Source organism: Streptomyces sp. NBC_00443 (assembly GCF_036014175.1).
Lineage (GTDB): Bacteria > Actinomycetota > Actinomycetes > Streptomycetales > Streptomycetaceae > Streptomyces.
The window spans coordinates 4,111,016-4,131,724 of sequence record NZ_CP107917.1 but is presented as its reverse complement, the minus strand read 5'-3'; the positions used below and the strand labels follow the sequence as shown (position 1 = coordinate 4,131,724).

The window sequence follows — 20,709 nt, the reverse complement described above, 5'->3', positions numbered from 1 at the left end:
AGGGGACCAGGAAGGTCTCTTCCTGGAACTTCCTCAGGTGCCGGCCGCGGGGTCGGGCAGCTCCGGCCGGTGGGCCGCGAGCCGGTTTCCGATGTCCCGCAGTCCGGTCAGGTCATGCACATCGCCGGGCAGCGCGGCCACTTCGGCCACCGCCACCTCGGGGTGCAGTGAGGTGAAGCGGTCACGCGTGCGCTGCTCACGAGAGAGCAGCTGCATGCGCTCGGCGTGCAGCCTCAGCAGGCTTGTGGTGAGTTGGTCGACGGACCGCTCCACATGCGCCGGGACCGGCACATCGGCGCCGGTGGCGGATTGCGGAGGGACGGGCTGCGGCTCGTCCGTGGCTGTGGTGCGCTCCATGTCGGGGGCGGGGGAGCCTGCCTCAGGAGCGGCGGGGGAGCCCGCGTCGGGAGCCGGTTCGTCGGAAGCGGGCGATTCCGATGCGGCTGACTCTGAACTGTCGTACGTGTCAGGGGAGTTACGAAGTCCAGCTTTCCCGCCCTCCTGATCCACAATGCCGGGCTCTTCAAGATTTTCCGCGGCGGCGAGCGCCCGCTCGGCCGACAGCCGGTCGGCGCCGCTGCCGTGCACCCGGTTGAGCACCAGACCGGCGAGCGGCATGTCCTCGGCGGCCAGCCGCTCCACGAAGTACGCGGCCTCGCGCAGCGCGTCCCGCTCCGGCGCGGCAACCACCAGGAACGCCGTCCCGGGCGCCTGGAGCAGCTTGTACGTCGCGTCCGCGCGCGTACGGAACCCGCCGAACATGGAGTCCATCGCGGCCACGAAGGTCTGTACGTCCTTCAGCAGCTGACCGCCGAGCAGCTTGCCCAGCGCGCCCGTCATCATCGACATGCCGACGTTCAGGAACTTCATCCCCGCGCGGCCGCCCACCTTCGCGGGGGCCAGCAGGACGCGGATGAGCTTGCCGTCCAGGAACGAGCCGAGCCGCTTGGGCGCGTCCAGGAAGTCCAGCGCCGAGCGGGACGGCGGCGTGTCGACGACGATGAGGTCCCACTCGTCCCGGGCGCGCAGCTGGCCCAGCTTCTCCATCGCCATGTATTCCTGCGTGCCCGCGAAGCCCGCCGAGAGCGACTGGTAGAAGGGGTTGCCCAGGATCGCGGCCGCACGGTCGGGGTCCGCGTGCGCCTCGACGATCTCGTCGAACGTGCGCTTCATGTCGAGCATCATCGCGTGCAGCTCGCCCTCACCCTCGACGCCCTTCACCCGGCGCGGGGTGTTGTCCAGGGAGTCGATGCCCATCGACTGGGCGAGCCGGCGGGCCGGGTCGATGGTGAGGACGACCACCTTGCGCCCGCGCTCGGCGGCCCGCAGTCCCAGCGCCGCCGCGGTCGTGGTCTTGCCGACGCCACCCGAACCGCAGCACACCACGATGCGGGTCTCCGGGTCGTCGAGCAGAGGGTCGAGATCGAGCACGCGTGTGGGGGACAGGTGAGAGGTGCGCGCGGCGTCGGGCGCCTGGGCGGATTCCGGACGGCTCATGTCATCCCCTGCTTCCGACGCTGACGCTCCTGACGTACGGCGTGCCGGTCCCGCCTTACGGCGTGCCGCTCCCGCCTGCTGAACGGACTCGTGTCCTGCATGGTGAACGGACTCATGACAGGCCCTGTTCCCGCAGCTCGCCCGCGAGTTCGTACAGGCCCGCCAGGTCCATGCCCTCGGCGCGCAGTGGCAGTTCGTGCACCGGCAGCCCCAACTCGTCCAGGGCCGCCCGCTGCTCCTGCTCCAGCGCGTACCGCTCGGCGTACTCGTCGGCCTGCGCCAGCAGTGGGTCCACCAGCCGCTCGGCGTTCCCGCCGCGCCGTGCCCCGCCGAGCCCGGCGGAGGACAGCGACTTGGCGAGGGCGGCACGCGGCACACTGCGTACGAGTTCCAGGTCGGTGGCGTCCAACACCTCGGGCCGCACCATGTTCACGATGACCCGCCCCACCGGCAGCCGCGCGGCCCGGAGCTCGGCGATCCCGTCCGCGGTCTCCTGGACGGGCATCTCCTCCAGCAGAGTGACCAGGTGCACGGCCGTCTCGGCCGACTTCAGCACCCGCATCACGGCCTGAGCCTGATTGTGTATCGGCCCTATCCGGGCGAGCCCGGCGACCTCGTCGTTGACGTTGAGGAAGCGGGTGATGCGCCCGGTGGGAGGGGCGTCCATGACGACGCAGTCGTAGATGTACCGTCCAGCCTTGTCCTTGCGCCGCACGGCCTCGCACGCCTTGCCGGTCAGGAGTACGTCTCTCAGCCCGGGCGCGACGGTGGTGGCGAAGTCGATCGCGCCGAGCTTCTTCAGGGCCCGGCCCGCACCGCCCATTTTGTAGAACATCTGGAGGTAGTCCAGAAGGGCCAGTTCGGGGTCTATGGCGAGGGCATACACCTCCCCGCCCCCAGGAGCGACGGCGATCTTCCGCTCCTCATAGGGCAGCGCCTCTGTTTCGAAGAGCTGCGCGATGCCCTGCCTGCCCTCGACCTCGACGAGAAGCGTCCGCTTCCCCTCCGTGGCGAGGGCGAGCGCGAGCGCGGCGGCGACCGTGGTCTTTCCGGTCCCGCCCTTGCCGCTGACGACCTGGAGCCTGCTCACGTCTTCGAGCCTAACCAGTCGGCGCGCAAGCTACGCGACAGCCTGTGGACAACGTGACCGCGGTCGGCCGCATTGCCCTCGCCGGGCAGCGGATAAAGTCGGCCACATGACCAAGTGGGAATACGCAACTGTGCCGCTGCTCGTCCACGCCACGAAGCAGATTCTGGACACCTGGGGTGAGGACGGCTGGGAGCTCGTCCAGGTCGTGCCCGGGCCGAACAACCCCGAGCAGCTCGTGGCCTACCTGAAGCGGGAGAGGCAGGCGTGAGCGCGGTCGAGGAGAAGCTTGCCGAGCTGGGCCTGACGCTGCCGGAGGTCGTGCCTCCGCTGGCCGCGTACCAGCCGGCCGTCCAGTCCGGCGTGTACGTCTACACCGCCGGCCAGCTGCCCATGGTGGAGGGCAAACTCCCGGTCACCGGCAAGGTGGGCGCCGAGGTCACCGCCGAGGAGGCCAAGGACCTCGCCCGCACGTGCGTCCTGAACGCCCTCGCCGCCGTGAAGTCGGTGGCGGGCGATCTGGACCGCATCGCGCGCGTGGTGAAGGTCGTGGGCTTCGTGGCCTCGGCCCCGGACTTCACCGGCCAGCCCGGCGTCCTGAACGGCGCCAGCGAACTCCTCGCCCAGGTCCTGGGCGACAAGGGCGTCCACGCGCGCAGCGCGGTCGGCGTGGCCGTGCTGCCGCTGGACGCGCCGGTGGAGGTCGAGGTCCAGGTGGAGCTCACGGAGGCGTAGGCGACGGCGTTGGCGCAGGCCTTCGGCGGTGCGGTTGTCGATACGGCCCGCCGCCGGGTGCCGGCCGCCGCCGGAGCGGCTGAACATCGCTGAACGGCACCGTAAATGAGCGGCCCCGCGCCCTCCCGGCAGGGCACAGTGGCCCCATGGCCGAAACCGTCCTTCGAAGCGGGCTGGACGCCCATGGGTACATCGCGCGCGAAGGGGCGCTCGGGCGTGTCCCGTATGCGTTCCGGCCCGTCGTCGCGGCCGCGCGTGACCGCCTGCTGGATGTGTTCGGGGCGCGGCTGCACAGCGCCTACCTCTACGGGTCTATTCCGCGCGGCACCGCGCGCGTGGGGCGCAGCGACCTGGATCTGCTGATCGCCCTGCGCGAGGAGCCGACCGAGGCGGACCGCACGGCCGCGCGCGGGCTCGACGAGGGGCTGGACAAGGAGTTTGCGCAGATCGACGGGGCGGGGACGCTGCTGTGCAGCCACAGGCAGCTGCTGAGCGACCTGGAGCGGTACGACGGCGGGTGGTTCGTCGCCTGCCTGTGTACGCCCCTTCTGGGGGACGATCTCGCCGAGTATCTGCCGCGCTACCGGCCCGACTCGCTGCTCGCGCGTGAGACGAACGGCGATCTCGGCCTCCTGCTGCCTCGGTGGCGGGCGCGGATCGCCGGCGCCGACGACAGCGAGGACGCCCGACGGCCGCTCGTCCGGTTCATGTCGCGGCATCTGGTGCGGACGGGGTTCACGCTCGTCATGCCTCGCTGGGGTGGGTGGACCAGCGATCTGGTGGAGATGGCGGAAGCCTTCGGCTCGTACTATCCCGCGCGGGCCGGGCAGATGCGGACCGCGGCCCTGCTCGGGCGGGAGCCGACCGGCGATGCGGCCGTCCTGCGGTCGTACGTCGAGGATCTCGGTCCTTGGCTTGCGCAGGAGTACGCGCGTGTGCACGGCGTCAAAGCCCCCCGGCCCGACTGAAGACGCTCAGGAGGCGGCCCTCGGCTTGACGGAAGGAGCCCGTCAGATGAGCCCGTGCTCCTCCAGGTAGTCCAGCTGCGCCCGTACCGACAACTCGGCCGCGGGCCACAGGGAGCGGTCCACGTCCGCGTACACGTGGGCGACGACTTCGGCCGGGGTGCCGTAGCCGTCCTCGACGGCCGTCTCGACCTGGGCGAGGCGGTGGGCGCGGTGGGCGAGGTAGAACTCGACGGCGCCCTGGGCGTCCTCCAGGACGGGGCCGTGACCGGGGAGGACGGTGTGCACGCCGTCGTCGACCGTGAGCGACCGCAGCCGCCGCAGGGTGTCCAGGTAGTCGCCCAGCCGGCCGTCGGGGTGCGCCACGACCGTGGTACCGCGCCCCAGGATCGTATCGCCGGTCAGGACGGCCCGGTCGGCGGGGAGGTGGAAGGAGAGCGAGTCGGCGGTGTGGCCGGGCGTCGGGACGACCCGCAACTCCAGGCCGCCCATGTCGATCACGTCCCCCGCGCCGAGCCCCTCGTCGCCGAGCCGCAGCGCCGGATCGAGGGCACGCACGTGTGTGCCGGTCAGTTCGGCGAAGCGTACGGCGCCCTCGGCGTGGTCCGGGTGGCCGTGGGTGAGCAGCGTCAGGGCGACGCGCTTGCCGGCCTTCTCGGCCGTGTCGACGACGTTGCGCAGGTGTCCCTCGTCCAGCGGGCCCGGGTCGACCACGACGGCCAGGTCCGAGTCGGGCTCGGACAGCAGCCAGGTGTTGGTGCCGTCCAGAGTCATCGCGGAGGGGTTGGGCGCGAGGACGTTGACGGCGCGGGCGGTGGCGGGCCCGGAGAGGACCCCGCCTCGCGGCTGGCCGGGGAGGGCTGCTGCGTCCGTCATACGAGGGGGCCTTCCAGTGCTGTCGGCGCTGCGGGAACTTCGGGAACCGCCGGTGCTGAGGATCTCGCGGGCAAGGTCATGCGGGGGCTCCGCCGGTCGGGATGTGCTTGGTGAACTCGTCATGGCCGGGCCAGGACAGCACGATCTCGCCGTCTTCCAGGCGGGCCTGCGCCAGGACGGGCGTGAGGTCGCGTTCGGGAGCGGCGGCGAGAGCCTGAGCGGCGCTGTCGTACGGAGTCAGCTGGCGCAGCGTCGCGATGGTGGGCGGCATCATCAGAAGCTCGCCCTTGTCGTACGACTCGGCGGCCTCCGCGGGACGGATCCACACCGTGCGGTCGGCCTCCGTCGAGGCGTTGCGGGTGCGCTGGCCCTCCGGGAGGGCGGCGACGAAGAACCACGTGTCGTAGCGGCGGGGTTCGAACTCCGGGGTGATCCAGCGGGTCCAGGCGCCCAGCAGGTCCGAACGCAGCACCAGGCCCCGGCGGTCCAGGAACTCGGCGAACGACACGTCCCGGGCCACCAGGGCCGCGCGGTCCGCCTCCCAGTCCTCGCCGGTGGTGTCACCGACGACCGAGTCGTGGGTGGGGCCGGCGAGCAGGACACCCGCCTCCTCGTACGTCTCCCGCACGGCGGCGCAGACGATCGCCTGGGCCGCCGCCTCGTCGACACCGAGCCGCTGCGCCCACCACGCGCGCGTGGGGCCCGCCCAGCGGATCTGATGCTCGTCGCGAGGATCGACGCCGCCGCCCGGGTAGGCGTACGCCCCACCCGCGAAGGCCATGGACGCGCGGCGGCGCAGCATGTGCACGGCAGGGCCGGTGGCGGCGTCCCTGAGCAGCATGACGGTGGCCGCGCGCTTCGGCGCGACGGGGGTGAGGCTTCCGTCCGCAAGCGCGCGGATACGGTCCGGCCACTCCGGTGGATACCACTGCCCGTTTGCCATGGGCGGAGGCTATCTCCTGGTGCGCGGATGTTCGAGGGGTGGCCGATCAGGGGGCAGCCGAACGCGCCGGGGCCCCGCCTCACGGAGAGACGGGGCCCCGGCGTCGTACGGATCGAGATGCGCCTGGCGCTGACCCGGTGTGCCTAGCGCGAGCGCTTGGCCAGCCGCTCCACGTCCAGCAGGATCACCGCGCGGGCCTCCAGGCGAAGCCAGCCGCGACCTGCGAAGTCGGCCAGGGCCTTGTTGACCGTCTCGCGGGACGCGCCGACCAGCTGGGCCAGCTCCTCCTGCGTCAGGTCGTGCACGACGTGGATGCCCTCCTCGGACTGCACGCCGAAGCGGCGGGAGAGGTCCAGGAGCGCGCGGGCCACGCGGCCGGGGACGTCCGAGAAGACGAGGTCGGACATCGCGTCGTTGGTGCGGCGCAGACGGCGCGCGACGGCGCGCAGCAGCGCGGTGGCCACCTCGGGGCGGGCGTTCAGCCAGGGCTGGAGGTCGCCGTGGCCCAGGCCCAGCAGCTTGACCTCGGTCAGCGCGGTGGCGGTCGCCGTGCGCGGGCCCGGGTCGAAGAGGGACAGCTCGCCGATGAGCTCTCCGGGGCCGACGACGGCCAGCATGTTCTCGCGGCCGTCGGGGGACGTCCGGTGAAGCTTGACCTTGCCCTCGGTGACGACGTAGAGCCGATCGCCCGGGTCGCCCTCGTGGAACAGTGAGTCGCCACGCGCGAGGGTCACCTCACTCATGGAGGCGCGCAGTTCCGCGGACTGCTCGTCGTCGAGAGCCGCGAAGAGCGGATTGCGCCGCAGAGGGTCGTCCACGAGTTCTCTCCTTGTCGACCTGCTCAGGGGATCGCTCCCCTGCGTACCAGGGGACCGTGCTCCCCATTTTGCCGGACGGTCCAAACAGTGTGATCTGTCACAAGGATGCCGCACAGGTGTCCCGAGGTAAGCGGCAGGGGTCCAATTGGGGGCCGATCTTCAGGGTCCGGGGCGGATGTCAGTGTCGGGCTTTAGGCTGGCCGGGTGTCCAAATCGCCGGTGAGAGCACAGGCCAAGGGGGCTGGGCGGGTGGTTGTACGTCGGGATTCCGCTGTGGGCGAACAGGACCCTGGTGGCGGACGGAAAACGGCAAAAGCGGCGAAAAAGGCGCCGGATGAGGCGGTGGCGCGTGGCGAGAAAGCGGCGGTGAAGTCGAACGCTGCCGAGAAGGCGCCGGGCGGCAAGCAGTCGGGCGGTGCGGAGGCGCCGACGGGCGGGAAGAAGGCCACGCCCTCGAAGAAGGCTGCGGCAGCCAAGCGGGCCGTGCCCGCCACGAAGGAAGCAAGTGTGAACAAGGACGTCGGCGCGAAGAAGCAGACAGCCGCCAAGAAGTCGACAGCCGCCAAGAAAGCCGCACCCGCCAAGAAGTCGGCCAGTGCGAACAAGTCGGCCAGTGCGAAGAAGGCGACCGCGGCGAGGGTGAGCACGAAGAGGGCGGTCAGTAAGAAACCGGCCATCGTCCCCGAGAAGGCCACCGCCTCGGTGAAGGGCGCCTCTGCCGTCAAGACCGTCACCCCGAAGCCCCCCACGGCCGAGTCCCGCACCGCCCTCGTCCGTCGGGCCCGCCGTATCAACCGTGAGCTCGCCGACGTCTTCCCGTACGCCCACCCCGAACTGGACTTCGACAACTCGTTCCAGCTCCTGGTCGCCACGGTCCTGTCCGCCCAGACCACCGACCTGCGCGTCAACCAGACGACGCCCGCGCTCTTCGGCAAGTACCCCACCCCGGAGGATCTGTCGGCCGCCAATCCGGAGGAGGTCGAGGAGATCCTCCGTCCGTGCGGTTTCTTCCGGGCCAAGACCAGGTCGGTCATGGGCCTGTCGAAGGCGCTGGTGGAGAACCACGGCGGCGAGGTCCCGGGCCGGCTCGAGGACCTGGTCAAGCTGCCCGGCGTGGGCCGCAAGACGGCCTTCGTCGTCCTCGGCAACGCCTTCGGCCGCCCCGGCATCACCGTGGACACGCACTTCCAGCGGCTGGTGCGGCGCTGGCAGTGGACCGAGCAGACGGACCCCGACAAGATCGAGGCCGAGATCGCCGCGCTGTTTCCCAAGAGCGACTGGACGGACCTCTCGCACCACGTGATCTGGCACGGCCGCCGCATCTGCCACGCCCGCAAGCCCGCGTGCGGTGCCTGCCCCATCGCGCCGCTCTGCCCGGCCTACGGCGAGGGGGAGACCGACCCCGAGAAGGCGAAGAAGCTCCTCAAGTACGAAAAGGGCGGCTTCCCCGGCCAGCGCCTCAAGCCCCCGCAGTCCTACCTCGACGCGGGCGGCAAGCCGGCCCCGCCACTGGGGGCCGGATGACGCGGCCGAGCCGTGGTCGCACCGCAGCCCCGGAACGGACGGGTCGACGGCCGTCATGCACGCATACGGTCCGCCCGGAACCGTTCGAACACCTGCGGGCGTGTGGTCGTACGGCCACCCCGGGGCGGACGGGACGGAGTTCGGTGCGCGAGCGGACGGGTCGGCCGGAACGATCTAGGTGCTGTCGGGCGTTGGACTGTGCAGGACGAGGGGGGTGGCGATGACGCGGGCGAGCGATACACAGGGCGGGCCGGTGGTGCTCAGCAAGGAGGGCCTGCCGGGCTGGCTGACCCCGGTGGTGCGGGCGGTGGAGACGGTCGAGCCCGTGCAGTTGAGCCGCTTCCTGCCGCCGGAGGACGGTGCGGGGCGCCAGTCGGCCGTACTGGTCCTGTTCGGTGAGGGCGAGCGCGGGCCCGAGTTGCTGCTGATGGAGCGCGCCAGCTCATTGCGCTCCCATGCCGGACAGCCCTCCTTCCCGGGCGGCGCCCTCGACCCCGAGGACGGCGACCCGCAGGCCGACGGGCCGTTGCGGGCCGCTCTGCGCGAGGCTGAGGAGGAGACCGGGCTCGATCCCGGCGGCGTCCAGCTCTTCGGCGTCCTGCCCAAGCTGTACATCCCGGTGAGCGGCTTCGTCGTGACGCCCGTCCTGGGCTGGTGGCGCGAGCCGAGTCCGGTCGACGCCGTCGATCCGAACGAGACGGCCCGCGTCTTCACCGTCCCCGTGGCGGATCTCACGGACCCGGACAACCGCGCCACGACCGTCCACCCCAGCGGGCACCGAGGTCCGGCATTTCTGGTCGAATCAGCCCTGGTCTGGGGCTTCACGGCCGGCATCATCGACCGGCTGCTGCACTACTCGGGCTGGGAGCAGCCCTGGGACAGAAGCAAGCAGGTCCCGCTCGACTGGCGGTCATGACAGGGTGGCCTCCGTGAATGTGCTGGACATCCTGTTGCTGGTCGCCGCCGTGTGGTTCGCGATCGTGGGTTACCGCCAGGGCTTCGTCGTCGGCATCCTGTCGGTGATCGGTTTCCTCGGTGGCGGTCTCGTGGCCGTGTACCTCCTCCCGGTCATCTGGGACGCGCTGACCGACAACGCCGAGGTGAGTACGACCGCCGCCGTCGTCGCGGTCGTCGTGGTGATCGTCTGCGCCTCCGTCGGCCAGGCTCTGACCACCCACCTGGGCAACAAGCTGCGCCGGTACATCACCTGGTCCCCGGCCCGCGCCCTGGACGCGACCGGCGGCGCCCTCGTCAACGTCCTCGCGATGCTGCTGGTGGCCTGGCTCATCGGCTCCGCCCTCGCCGGGACCACCCTGCCGACGCTCGGCAAGGAGGTCCGCAGCTCCAAGGTGCTGCTCGGCGTCTCACAGGCCCTGCCCGACCAGGCGGACACCTGGTTCGCGGACTTCTCCACGGTCCTCGCGCAGAACGGCTTCCCGCAGGTCTTCAGCCCGTTCTCGAACGAGCCGATCAACGAGGTCAAGCCGCCCGACCCGGCCCTGGCGGGCAGTCCGGTGGCCACCCGCGCCCAGCGCTCCATCGTCAAGGTCATGGGCACGGCGACGAGTTGCGGCAAGGTGCTGGAGGGCACAGGCTTCGTCTTCGCCGACCGCCGCGTCATGACCAACGCGCACGTCGTCGGCGGCGTCGACGAACCCACCGTCCAGATAGGGGGCGAGGGCAAGAAGTACGACGCCACCGTCGTCCTCTATGACTGGGAGCGCGACATCGCCGTACTCGACGTGCCCGACATGGACGCGCCCGCACTGCAGTTCACGGCCACCGACGCCGAGAGCGGCGACGGCGCGATCATCGCGGGCTTCCCGGAGAACGGGGCGTACGACGTGCGTGCCGCGCGCGTACGCGGGCGCCTGCCGGCCAACGGCCCGGACATCTACCACCGCGGCACCGTGCGCCGTGACGTCTACTCGCTGTACGCGACGGTGCGTCAGGGCAACTCGGGCGGCCCGCTGCTCACGCCCGAAGGCAAGGTGTACGGCGTGGTCTTCGCCAAGTCCCTCGACGACGCCGAGACCGGCTACGCGCTCACCGCGGACGAGATCCAGGAGGACATCGTCAAGGGGCGTACCGCCAACCAGCAGGTGGACAGCGACAGTTGCGCGCTGTAGTCCCGGGTGCCGGAAGGGCTGCGGGGCGTGGCCGGTGTCAGGTGCGCGGGTGGCGCAGCCGCACCGAGACCCAGCGGGCCCGGCGGCGCAGAATGCGCGGAATGCCCACCCGTAGGTCCGAGCCCGGCATCTGCGGGGCGGTGCCTCGCTGGTGGGAGCTCAGCCCACCGGCCGAGCGGCGATTGCGTGCTGCGTCACTGTAGTCGTGCGTCCAGCCCATACCCCGACGTCTGCCCCTGCCCCATGGTCGATAACCGCCCCCAGGGCCCCCAATTGGCCTATGCGCCAGGCAATTGGCTGTTCGTAGTACACCTGTTCAGATCCGGATACCAGGCGCATCGACGCGGTCACCGATCGGGTTCGGGATCTTTCAGCCAGTTGATCAGTTCGGTGGAGAAAGCGACCGGGTCTTCCTCGTGCGGGAAGTGCCCGAGCCCGTCGAACAGCCGCCAGCGGTACGGCGCTTCGACGTACTCGCCGGAGCCAGCCGCGCTGCGCGTACGCATCACGGGGTCGAGCGAGCCGTGCAGATGCAGCGTCGGCACGCGCACCGGGCGCTTCATGCGCCGGTTGAACTGGATGCCGTCGGGACGGGCCAGCGAGCGCACCATCCAGCGGTACGGCTCGATGGAGCAGTGCGCCGTCGACGGGATGCAGATCGCGCGCCGGTACGTCTCCACCGCCTCGTCGTCCGGCAGGCGCGGGCCCGACCAGTCCCGGACCAGCCGCGCGACGAGCGCGCCGTCGTCGGCGGTCAGCTGCCGCTCGGGGATCCAGGGCCGCTGGAACCCCCAGATGTAGGAACCGGCACTCGTCTGCTTGACGTCCGAGAGCATCGCTGAACGCCAGCGCCGCGGGTGCGGCATGGACGCGACCGCGAGCCGCCGTACGAGCTTGGGACGCATCACGGCCGCCGTCCACGCCAGGTATCCGCCGAGGTCGTGTCCGACCAGCGCGGCATCGGGCTCACCGAGCGAGCGGACCACGCCGGTGATGTCGAGGGCGAGGTTGGCCGGGTCGTAACCGCGCGGGGTGCGGTCGCTGCCGCCGACGCCCCTGAGGTCCATCGCCACCGCCCGGAAGCCCGCGTCGGCGAGGGCGACGAGCTGGTGCCGCCAGGTCCACCAGAACTGCGGGAAACCGTGCAGCAGCAGCACCAGCGGGCCGTCGCCCATCTCGGCGATGTGGAAGCGCGCACCATTGGCGGCCACGTCCCTGTGTGTCCAGGGACCATCGGGTCGTACGACCGAGGCAGGTTGCGCCGAGGGGGTGGCGGGATCCGTCATGACGATGAGCGTGCCACAGCCTCGATGGCCGCGGGCGACCGGTCCTCCAGCTCCGGTGCCGTCGCCGGGGCCGGACGCGGATGAGGCTTGGCGTTCTGCAGGACGCCCGCCGTCTCCTTCACCGAGGCGGCGACCTTCTGCGGACCCTGGCTCTTCTTGGCCTTCTTCGCGAACACGACCCCGATCAGCGCGAGGACGAGTGCGATGAGGACGTTCGCCGCGAAGGACAGCACGAAGCAGATCGCGAGGTTCCAGTCGCTCCAGGTCCGAATGCCGTACGCGAGGGCGAAGTTCAGCATCGGCAGCGAGAACACCAGCACCGCCGCGGCCACCGTGAACGCGCCGCCGCTCGTCGCGCCGCGCTTGACGTCCTGCTTGAGCTGCGCTTTCGCCAGTGCGATCTCGTCGTGCACCAGCGCCGACATTTCGGTCGTCGCCGAGGCGAACAGCTGGCCGATGCTGCGTTCGGTGCCGACCGGGCTGCCGTCGGGTGCGCTCATCGCGGGGTCTCCCTCGTAGTCACGGTTCCGTCTTCTGCCTGACTGGGTGCGGTTCCGTCTTTTGTGCCGTCCCGTCAGATCATGCCCGACGCTGCTCCTCCTCGCCTGCCCCGCCCGCCACTTCGGCAAGCGCGTGGCGTGCGGCGACCTGCTCCTCGGCGATGCGGCGGTGCTCGGCGGCCTTACGGTCGTGGATGGCGGCCATCCGGAGGTGGTACTCCGGAGTGTCCTGCTCGTAGATGTCCGGAATGCCGCTCTCGTCCTCGTCGCGCTCCTCGGCCTCGACCATCGTGCGGTACTTGGCGTTCCGTATCTTCAGCAGCACCGTCGCCAGAGTCGCCGCGATGAGGGAGCCGACCAGCACGGCGGCCTTGACCTCGCTGGTCAGCGTGGCGTCGCCCTCGAAGGCGAGCTCCCCGATCAGCAGCGAGACGGTGAAGCCGATGCCGGCGAGGGTGGCCACGGCGAACACGTCCGCCCACTCCAGATCGTCGCTGAGCGAGGCCTTGGTGAAACGTGCCGTCAGCCAGGTGCCGGCGAAGATCCCGATCGTCTTGCCGACGACGAGCCCGAGGACCACACCGAGCGTCTCCGGCTGGACGAACACGTCACCGAGCGCACCACCGGAGATGGCCACGCCGGCGCTGAACAGCGCGAACAGCGGCACGGCCAGTCCCGCCGACAGGGGGCGTACGAGATGCTCGATGCGCTCGCCGGGGGAGTGCTCCTCGCCCTCGCGCCGGGTGCAGCGCAGCATCAGGCCCATAGCCACGCCCGCGATGGTGGCGTGGACGCCGCTGTTGTACATCAGCGCCCAGATGACGAGGGCGAGCGGAACGTACACGTACCACCCGCGTACGCCCTTCCTCAGCAGCAGCCAGAACACGACCAGCCCGACGACGGCACCGCCGAGCGCGGCGAAGTCGATCTGGTCCGTGAAGAAGATCGCGATGATCAGGATCGCGAAGAGGTCGTCGACGACGGCGAGCGTGAGCAGGAACGCGCGCAGGGCGCTCGGCAGGGAGGTGCCGATGACGGCGAGCACGGCCAGCGCGAAGGCGATGTCCGTGGCGGTCGGGACGGCCCAGCCCGCCGACGAGCCGCCCCCGCTGACATTGGTCAGCGTGTAGACCAGCGCGGGCACCGCCATCCCGCACAGCGCGGCGACGACCGGCAGTACCGCAGCCTTGGGGTCCCGGAGATCGCCGGCGACCAGCTCACGCTTGAGCTCGATACCGGCGACGAAGAAGAAGATCGCGAGGAGTCCGTCGGCGGCCCAGTGTGCGATGGACAGATCCAGCCCCAGGGCCTCGGGGCCGATGTGGAAGTGGCTGACGCTCTCGTAGCTGTCGTGCAGTGCGGGAACGTTTGCCCAGACCAGCGCGGCGATCGCGGCAACCAGCAGCAGCACACCACCGACGGTCTCGGTGCGCAGCGCTTCCGCGACGAAGTTCCGCTCGGGGAGGGACAGCCGCGCGAAGACCTTGCGGGCGGGAGCGGTGGTACGGGACGCGGCCACGAGGGAGACCTCCGGTCGGTGGGCAGAGCAGATCACATGCCGACCAGACTTCCCGGCGCACCTGAGGTTGAGGCTGTTTTTGGTTAGTTTACCTAAGGGCGCGTCGGGGTGCATCCGTCGGGTTCCACCGTACGTACGCGAAGGGCCCCCGGCGCGTTTGACGCCGGGTGCCCTTCGCGGTCGTACCCAGTCCCCTGCCGTACTCGGACTGCTCTCGGCTCAGTCCTCGCTCGGCGCCGCCGGGAGCTTCGCCTGGATGAGGTCCATGACGGTCGAGTCGGTCAGCGTGGTGACATCGCCGAGCTGGCGGTTCTCGGCGACGTCCCGCAGCAGCCGGCGCATGATCTTGCCGGAACGGGTCTTCGGCAGCTCGGCCACCGGCAGGATCCGCTTCGGCTTGGCGATCGGGCCGAGGGTGACGCCGACGTGGTTGCGCAGTTCGTTGACGAGGCCCTCGTCCTCGGCATCCGCCGTGCCGCGCAGGATCACGAAGGCGACGATCGCCTGCCCGGTGGTCTCGTCGGCGGCACCCACGACGGCCGCCTCGGCGACGGACGGGTGGGAGACCAGCGCGGACTCGACCTCCGTGGTGGAGATGTTGTGGCCCGACACGAGCATGACGTCGTCGACGCGCCCGAGGAGCCAGATGTCCCCGTCGTCGTCCTTCTTCGCCCCGTCACCGGCGAAGTACTTGCCCTCGAACCGCGACCAGTACGTGTCGAGGAACCGCTGGTCGTCGCCCCAGATGGTGCGCAGCATCGACGGCCACGGCTCGGTCAGGACCAGATAGCCGCCACCGCCGTTGGGCACCTCCTGCGCCTCGTCGTCGACGACGGTCGCCGCGATGCCGGGCAGTGGTGTCTGTGCGGAACCGGGCTTGGTCTGCGTGACACCCGGCAGCGGCGAGATCATCATCGCGCCGGTCTCGGTCTGCCACCACGTGTCCACGATCGGGGTGCGGTCGCCGCCGATGTTCTTGCGGTACCAGATCCACGCCTCGGGGTTGATCGGCTCACCGACGGACCCGAGCACCCGGAGGCTGTTGAGGTCGAACTTCGCGGGGATGTCGTCGCCCCACTTCATGAACGTACGGATCGCGGTCGGCGCCGTGTACAGGATCGTCACCCCGTACTTCTGCACGATCTCCCAGAACCGGCCCTGGTGCGGCGTGTCCGGCGTGCCCTCGTACATGACCTGCGTCGCGCCGTTCGCCAGCGGCCCGTACACGATGTACGAGTGCCCGGTCACCCAGCCGACGTCGGCGGTGCACCAGTAGACGTCCGTCTCCGGCTTGAGGTCGAAGACGGCGTGGTGGGTGTACGCGGTCTGGGTGAGGTAGCCGCCGGAGGTGTGCAGGATGCCCTTCGGCTTACCCGTCGTCCCGGACGTGTACAGGATGAACAGCGGGTGCTCCGCCTCGAACGCCTCAGGCGTGTGCTCGGCGCTCTGCCGCTCGACGATCTCGTGCCACCACACGTCGCGGCTGTCGTCCCAGGCGACCTCCTGACCGGTGCGCCGGACGACGAGCACATGCTCGACGTTCTCCACGCGCGCCACCGCGTCGTCCACGGCCGGCTTGAGCGCGGACGGCTTGCCGCGCCGGTAGCCGCCGTCGGAGGTGATGACGACCTTGGCGTCCGCGTCCTGGATCCGGGTGGCGAGCGCGTCCGCCGAGAAGCCGCCGAAGACGACGGAGTGCGCGGCGCCGATACGCGCGCAGGCCAGCATCGCGACCGCCGTCTCGGGAATCATCGGCATGTAGACCGCGACCCGGTCGCCCTTCTGAACACCCAGCTCCAGCAGGGCGTTGGCGGCCTTGGAGACCTCGTCCTTGAGCTCGGCGTAGGTGACCGCGCGGCTGTCGCCGGGCTCGCCCTCGAAGTGGATGGCGACCCGGTCGCCGTGTCCGGCATCCACATGCCGGTCCACGCAGTTGTACGCGACGTTGAGCTCGCCGTCCTTGAACCACTTCGCGAACGGAGGGTTCGACCAGTCCAGCGTCTCGGTAGGCTCCTTGGCCCAGGTCAGCCGACGGGCCTGCTCGGCCCAGAAGCCGAGCCTGTCAGCCTTGGCCTGTTCATACGCCTCCGCGGTGACGTTGGCGCCTGCGGCCAGGTCGGCGGGGGGTGCGAACCTGCGTTCTTCCTTGAGCAGGTTGGCCAGGCTTTCGTTGCTCACGACATCTCCCTTTCCCAGGGTGTCCGTTGTGTCCCAGGCCACAGCTCATCAGACCCGGGGGCCCGATGACAAGGGTCGACGGAAAATTGGTTTAGACCTGTCGGTTGGGTGGGTCCGGGAGTGGCCCGGAGGTGCTTTCGGGCGCCGGGGTGAACGCGCCGGGGTCATCCGTTCCCACGGACGCCGGACGGACGCGGTTCAGGTCTGTAATCCCTTTCACATTCCAGCCCGGTCCAGGCGAAACGCCGACCCGGCGGGAAGCCCCTCCACGGCAGCGCAGCCCCGCACCGAACGGGGCCGCGCACACCTCCCCCCATCACGCCGACAGATCCGCCACTCCCACGTGGTCGAACACGTCGTCCGTACCCTCCGCACCTTCCTCGGTGAGCAGGTACGCCTGTGCCTCGCCCACGTGGAAGTACATCCCGTGCAGCTCCAGCGCCCCCTCCCGCAGGGCCCGGGCCACCGACTCGTGCGCCCGCAGATGCTCCAGCTGCTGGACCACGTTGGTCAGGCACAGCTGCTCGACCGCGTCGGCCGGGGCCCGCCCGGCGAGTCTGGCCCACGGTCGGTCCTCGTCGGACATCCGCTCTAGGCTCGGCAGCCCGTGCCGCAGCCACCTCCTGAGCGGCGTCTGCGGGCCTTGCGGGCCGTCCGGTTCGGAGTTGAGCAGCGTCTGCATGGCCCCGCACCCGGAGTGCCCGCAGACCGTGACGGACCGCACCTCCAGCACGTCCACCGCGTACTCGATCGCGGCCGCCACCGAGTCGTCCCCGCTCTCCTGGCCGGGCAGCGGAACGAGGTTGCCCACGTTGCGCACCACGAACAGGTCGCCGGGACCACTGGAGGTGATCATCGACGTGACCAGGCGGGAGTCCGCGCAGGTGAGGAACAGCTGGGAAGGCTGCTGCCCCTCTCGCGCCAGCCGCGCCAGCTCACCTCGCACCAAGGGCGCGGTGTTGCGCTGGAACGCGCTGATGCCTCGGGCAAGTTGACGGCCGCTCGGCCGGCTCCCGTCGGTTCCGCCGGCCATCCCGCGGACCTCGCTGCCCGCGCCGAGGCTGTCGGCCCTGTCCGAGCCATTGACCCCGCTCTCGTCGGGGCGGGCGGATCCGGTGGTGCTTTCGGTGCCGTCGCGCTTGCCGAGACCGCCGACCGTGTGGGGTTCGCCGGTGCCGTCGGTGGCGCTGGCGTGGCCAGGGGCTCCTGCGTGGCCAGGGGCTCCAGTGTGGCCAGGGGCTCCAGTGTTGCCGGGTGCGCCTGCTTCCTCGCTGTCGTCGGTCGCGATCACCTGCGCTTGTCCGGGCTCTCCGTCACGGGACGTGACGGACTCCGGGATCTCACACTGGTGGTTGCGCCAGGCTGTCCAGGGGTGGCAACGGCAGTCGGCCGACTCGGCCGCGCCCCTCCCGTCGAGATGGAGACCGACCGGTCCTGTCGGCTCACCGATCCGGACCCCGGATCTGCGGCCGATCAGCTCGACGGAGCCGCCGTGGGCGGTGTGCGTGTTCTGCCAGTCCTGCAGTGACTCGTACGCCGCGTGGTCCATGAACGAACCGTCCAACTCCACTACGGCTTGCGCGCCTTGGGGTACGAGATGCAGGGCCCGGCTGAGCCGTGGCACCGCGAGGAACGTCAACTGGCCTCTGACGTGTACGTGATGGACTCCTTCCTGCTCGTCGTGTGTGATGCGGGTGCGGGTGAGGCGGTGCAGGGCGACGGCGACGGCCATGGCGATTCCCAGCGCCACGCCCTCAAGGACGCCGAAGAACACCACGCCGAGGGTGGTGATGGCGTACACCAGCACCTCTCGGTGGCGGGTCACCGTGCGGATGTGGTGCAGGGACACCATCTGGATGCCGACGGCCATCACCAGGGCGGCGAGCGAGGCGAGGGGGATGAGCTCCAGGATCGGGACCATCAGCAGCGCGGCGACTACTACGAGAACGCCGTGCAGCATCGTGGAGTTCCGGCTGACGGCACCGGCTTGCACATTCGCGGAACTGCGCACGGCCACCCCGGCGATGGGCAGCCCGCCGAGCACGCCGGAGACGACATTGGCGGCGCCCTGACCGAGCAGCTCACGGTCCAGGTCGGAGCGCCCGACGCGGGCGGACAGCTCTGGCCGCGTGGCGACGAGCTTGTCCACGGCGACCGCACCGAGCAGCGACTGCACGCTGCACACCAGCGTGATGGTCAGCACGGCGGCGACCAGGCCGAGGACCGGGCCCTCGGGGAGTGCGGCCAGCGCGTGGCTGCTCCAGGACGGCAGGTCGACCTTGGGCAGGCTGAGCCCGGCGAAAGACGCGGCTGTGCTGGCTCCGGCGACGGCGACGAGCGGGGCCGGCACCTTGCGCAGGAGCCCGCCCATGCGGCCGGGAATCCGGGGCCAGGCCAACAGCAGGACGAGGGTCAGCGCGCTCACCGACAGGGCGGCTGCATGCACACCGGCCAACTGCGCCGGCAGCTCACGCATGTTGTCGAGGACCGAGCTGTGCGGGATGCCGCCGAGGACGATGTGCAGCTGGGCCACGGCGATGGTGACGCCGATGCCGGCGAGCATGCCGTGCACGATGGCGGGGCTGACGGCGAGGGCGGAGCGTGCCACGCGCACGAAGCCGAGGCCGAGTTGGGCGAGGCCGGCGAGGACGGTGATGGCACAGGTCGTACGCCATCCGTATCTCTGGATGAGCTCGGCGGTGACGATCGTCAGACCGGCTGCGGGCCCGCTGACCTGGAGCGGGGTGCCGCCGAGATAGCCGACGACGATTCCGCCGACGGCGGCGGCGACGAGGCCGGCCTGGAGGGGCGCGCCCGTGGCGAGGGCGATGCCCAGGGACAGGGGGAGGGCGATCAGGAAGACCGCGATCGAGGCCGACACGTCGGCACCCGCGATGCGGTGGCGGGGCCGCCTGGTCGGGGGCGGGCTGTGGGGTTCGTGGAGGAGCTTCTCTCGGCTCGGTTCGTCGGTGCGGGTGGGGACGAAGGCTGACATGTTTCCCGTCTCCTCCGGGCAGCGCGGTCGCGGATCTGGTGGCCCCCGCTCTTTGGCGAGGGGTCGGGTCGGCGGCCGTGTGGTCACGGCGTGCAGCGGCGGGATGCATCAACAGTCGGTAAACGGATCGTAATGCAGAGTAAAGGACCGGAATAGTTTTTCCGAGCAAATGGACTAATAAATCCCCCTGAAGAGTGATGTGAGCGATTAGTCGGCTTGTCGTACTAATTCCTTCTCGATCTCATGCGACTTTGGCGGCGCTGTCGGCACCCGAGAGAAGGAAGAAGGTGGACGGAACATGGCCGCCACCCGCCACAACGCCGCCCCTCGCGCAATTGCCGCGTCACACGGGGCCTCCGCGACGCACAGCATCATTGCGACGCACAGGATTACCGCGGGCACCGCGATCGCGGCGGTCTGTGCCGCTTCGCTCGTGGGTTGCTCGACCGGCAGCGATGCCGGGCAGGGCGTGCCCGGACCGCCGAAGGTCAAGCCGGCGGCACCCGCGCCACAGAACGTCGTCCGCCTGATCGGCGACGGGTCCACCGCGTACACCGGAGCGCAGCCGCATCTGCTCAGACCGGAGCGATTGAAGCCCGGTCAGAAGCCGCCGCAGTTCGTGGTGTTCTCCTGGGACGGCGCCGGCGAGGACAGCCAGAAGCTGTTCTCCCACTTCCGCAAGGTTTCCAAGGCGAACAACGCGACGATGACGTACTTCCTCAGCGGCGTGTACATGCTGCCGAACCACAAACGCGACCTGTACAGGCCGCCCCAGCACTCCCCGGGCCGCTCCGACATCGGCTTCAACGACGAGGAGGGCATCGCCGACACCGTGAAGCAACTGCGCCTCGCGTGGCTCGAAGGCAACGAGATCGGCACTCACTTCAACGGCCATTTCTGCGGCAGCGACGGCGGGGTCGGCGAATGGTCGGTGGAGGAATGGAAGGACGAGATCGCCCAGGCGAAGAAGTTCGTGAAGTCCTGGAAGACCAACGTCGGCATGTCGAAGGCGAGCCCTCTGCCATTCGACTACGACAAGGAGCTCATCGGCGCCCGCACACCCTGTCTGGAAGGCCAGAAGAACTTCGTGAAGGCCGCGCGTGATCTCGGCTTCCGCTACGACTCCAGCGGCGTCAACACCCAGCTCTGGCCCGCGAAGAAGGAAGGCCTGTGGGATCTGTCGCTGCAGCTCGTGCCCTTCCCCGGGCACTCCTACGAGCAGCTCACCATGGACTACAACTTCATGGTCAACCAGTCGGGCACCAACAGCCAGGGAGACCCGGCCAAGCACGACTTCTGGGGCAACCAGATGCGCGACGGGCTGCTCAAGGGCTTCCACCGGGCCTACGACGGCAACCGCGCGCCCCTGATCATTGGCAACCACTTCGAGTCCTGGAACGGCGGCACCTACATGCGCGCCGTCGAGGACGTCGTCGAGGCCGTCTGCAACAAGCCCGACGTGCGCTGCGTGTCCTTCCGCCAGCTCGCCGACTGGCTGGACGCCCAGGATCCGGGGACCTTGAAGAAGCTGCGCAGCCTTGGGGTCGCTGAGGCACCGAAGGAGGGCTGGGCGTCCTACCTGTCGGGGCGCCCGGCCCCGGCCCCGAAGGGGGTGCCCGGGGCGCCGGCGGTCAAGTAAGGGGCCAAGGAGTAGGTC

18 protein-coding genes are annotated in these 20,709 nt (G+C 70.2%); 7 read left to right on the top strand and 11 right to left on the bottom strand.

Annotated features, from left to right (window positions below):
- Positions 1-33: 33 nt before the first annotated feature.
- Entirely contained in the window at positions 34-1,497 is a 1,464-nt protein-coding gene (locus OHO27_RS18390; RefSeq protein ID WP_328425256.1) for an ArsA family ATPase, read from the bottom strand.
- A gap of 112 nt (positions 1,498-1,609) precedes the next feature.
- Positions 1,610-2,587 (bottom strand): ArsA family ATPase, encoded by a 978-nt coding sequence (locus OHO27_RS18385; RefSeq protein ID WP_328425254.1) that lies wholly within the window; start codon positions 2,585-2,587, stop codon positions 1,610-1,612.
- 106 nt (positions 2,588-2,693) lie between these two features.
- Between OHO27_RS18385 and OHO27_RS18380 the strand changes: the two genes are divergently transcribed.
- The 3 genes from OHO27_RS18380 to OHO27_RS18370 all read left to right on the top strand — a co-directional run bounded on the left by OHO27_RS18380 (position 2,694) and on the right by OHO27_RS18370 (position 4,287).
- Positions 2,694-2,855 carry a DUF4177 domain-containing protein gene (locus tag OHO27_RS18380; protein ID WP_010986011.1) on the top strand — a complete coding sequence of 54 codons (162 nt, stop codon included), beginning with the start codon at positions 2,694-2,696 and terminating at the stop codon, positions 2,853-2,855.
- Positions 2,852-3,319, top strand: coding sequence for a RidA family protein (locus tag OHO27_RS18375; protein ID WP_328425251.1), 468 nt, complete (start codon positions 2,852-2,854; stop codon positions 3,317-3,319). The genes OHO27_RS18380 and OHO27_RS18375 overlap by 4 nt, the downstream gene beginning before the upstream one ends.
- Before the next feature lie 146 nt (positions 3,320-3,465).
- Positions 3,466-4,287 (top strand): nucleotidyltransferase domain-containing protein, encoded by an 822-nt coding sequence (locus tag OHO27_RS18370; protein ID WP_328425249.1) that lies wholly within the window; start codon positions 3,466-3,468, stop codon positions 4,285-4,287.
- 42 nt (positions 4,288-4,329) lie between these two features.
- Here OHO27_RS18370 and OHO27_RS18365 read toward each other — a convergent pair whose 3' ends face one another.
- The 3 genes from OHO27_RS18365 to OHO27_RS18355 all read right to left on the bottom strand — a co-directional run bounded on the left by OHO27_RS18365 (position 4,330) and on the right by OHO27_RS18355 (position 6,921).
- The gene (locus OHO27_RS18365) at positions 4,330-5,160 is read right to left on the bottom strand and encodes an MBL fold metallo-hydrolase (RefSeq protein ID WP_328425247.1); all 831 of its coding nucleotides are present in this window, start codon (positions 5,158-5,160) and stop codon (positions 4,330-4,332) included.
- 76 nt (positions 5,161-5,236) lie between these two features.
- The gene (locus tag OHO27_RS18360) at positions 5,237-6,103 is read right to left on the bottom strand and encodes an NUDIX hydrolase (protein ID WP_328425245.1); all 867 of its coding nucleotides are present in this window, start codon (positions 6,101-6,103) and stop codon (positions 5,237-5,239) included.
- A gap of 143 nt (positions 6,104-6,246) precedes the next feature.
- Positions 6,247-6,921: a Crp/Fnr family transcriptional regulator gene (locus OHO27_RS18355; protein ID WP_007492020.1), complete on the bottom strand. Its 675-nt coding sequence runs from the start codon at positions 6,919-6,921 to the stop codon at positions 6,247-6,249.
- A 366-nt stretch (positions 6,922-7,287) separates the two neighbouring features.
- Here OHO27_RS18355 and nth point away from each other — a divergent pair, with 366 nt between their 5' ends.
- From nth to OHO27_RS18340, 3 genes are all read left to right on the top strand, one after another.
- Positions 7,288-8,445, top strand: coding sequence for an endonuclease III (nth, locus tag OHO27_RS18350; RefSeq protein ID WP_443059560.1), 1,158 nt, complete (start codon positions 7,288-7,290; stop codon positions 8,443-8,445).
- Positions 8,446-8,665: 220 nt separating this feature from the next.
- On the top strand, positions 8,666-9,361 hold the full coding sequence (locus tag OHO27_RS18345; protein ID WP_328425242.1) for an NUDIX hydrolase: 696 nt from the start codon (positions 8,666-8,668) through the stop codon (positions 9,359-9,361).
- 13 nt (positions 9,362-9,374) lie between these two features.
- Entirely contained in the window at positions 9,375-10,574 is a 1,200-nt protein-coding gene (locus OHO27_RS18340) for a MarP family serine protease (protein WP_328425240.1), read from the top strand.
- Between the two features lie 37 nt (positions 10,575-10,611).
- On the opposite strand, the gene OHO27_RS18335 is transcribed toward OHO27_RS18340, so the two are convergent.
- The 6 genes from OHO27_RS18335 to OHO27_RS18310 form a co-directional block, all read right to left on the bottom strand.
- Positions 10,612-10,794: a hypothetical protein gene (locus OHO27_RS18335; protein WP_328425238.1), complete on the bottom strand. Its 183-nt coding sequence runs from the start codon at positions 10,792-10,794 to the stop codon at positions 10,612-10,614.
- A gap of 127 nt (positions 10,795-10,921) precedes the next feature.
- Positions 10,922-11,860, bottom strand: a complete 939-nt coding sequence (locus OHO27_RS18330; RefSeq protein WP_328425236.1) for an alpha/beta fold hydrolase — start codon at positions 11,858-11,860, stop codon at positions 10,922-10,924.
- Positions 11,857-12,360 carry a phage holin family protein gene (locus tag OHO27_RS18325; RefSeq protein ID WP_328425234.1) on the bottom strand — a complete coding sequence of 168 codons (504 nt, stop codon included), beginning with the start codon at positions 12,358-12,360 and terminating at the stop codon, positions 11,857-11,859. Before OHO27_RS18325 ends, OHO27_RS18330 begins: the two co-directional genes overlap by 4 nt.
- Positions 12,361-12,439: 79 nt before the next feature.
- Positions 12,440-13,879 (bottom strand): Na+/H+ antiporter NhaA, encoded by a 1,440-nt coding sequence (gene nhaA, locus OHO27_RS18320; protein ID WP_328425233.1) that lies wholly within the window; start codon positions 13,877-13,879, stop codon positions 12,440-12,442.
- A gap of 219 nt (positions 13,880-14,098) precedes the next feature.
- Complete coding sequence (gene acs / locus OHO27_RS18315; RefSeq protein WP_328425232.1) at positions 14,099-16,057, bottom strand: acetate--CoA ligase; 1,959 nt, start codon at positions 16,055-16,057, stop codon at positions 14,099-14,101.
- Between the two features lie 316 nt (positions 16,058-16,373).
- Positions 16,374-19,052 (bottom strand): SulP family inorganic anion transporter, encoded by a 2,679-nt coding sequence (locus OHO27_RS18310; RefSeq protein WP_328425230.1) that lies wholly within the window; start codon positions 19,050-19,052, stop codon positions 16,374-16,376.
- 370 nt (positions 19,053-19,422) lie between these two features.
- Between OHO27_RS18310 and OHO27_RS18305 the strand changes: the two genes are divergently transcribed.
- Complete coding sequence (locus tag OHO27_RS18305) at positions 19,423-20,691, top strand: hypothetical protein (protein WP_328430478.1); 1,269 nt, start codon at positions 19,423-19,425, stop codon at positions 20,689-20,691.
- The last annotated feature ends 18 nt before the right edge of the window (positions 20,692-20,709 follow it).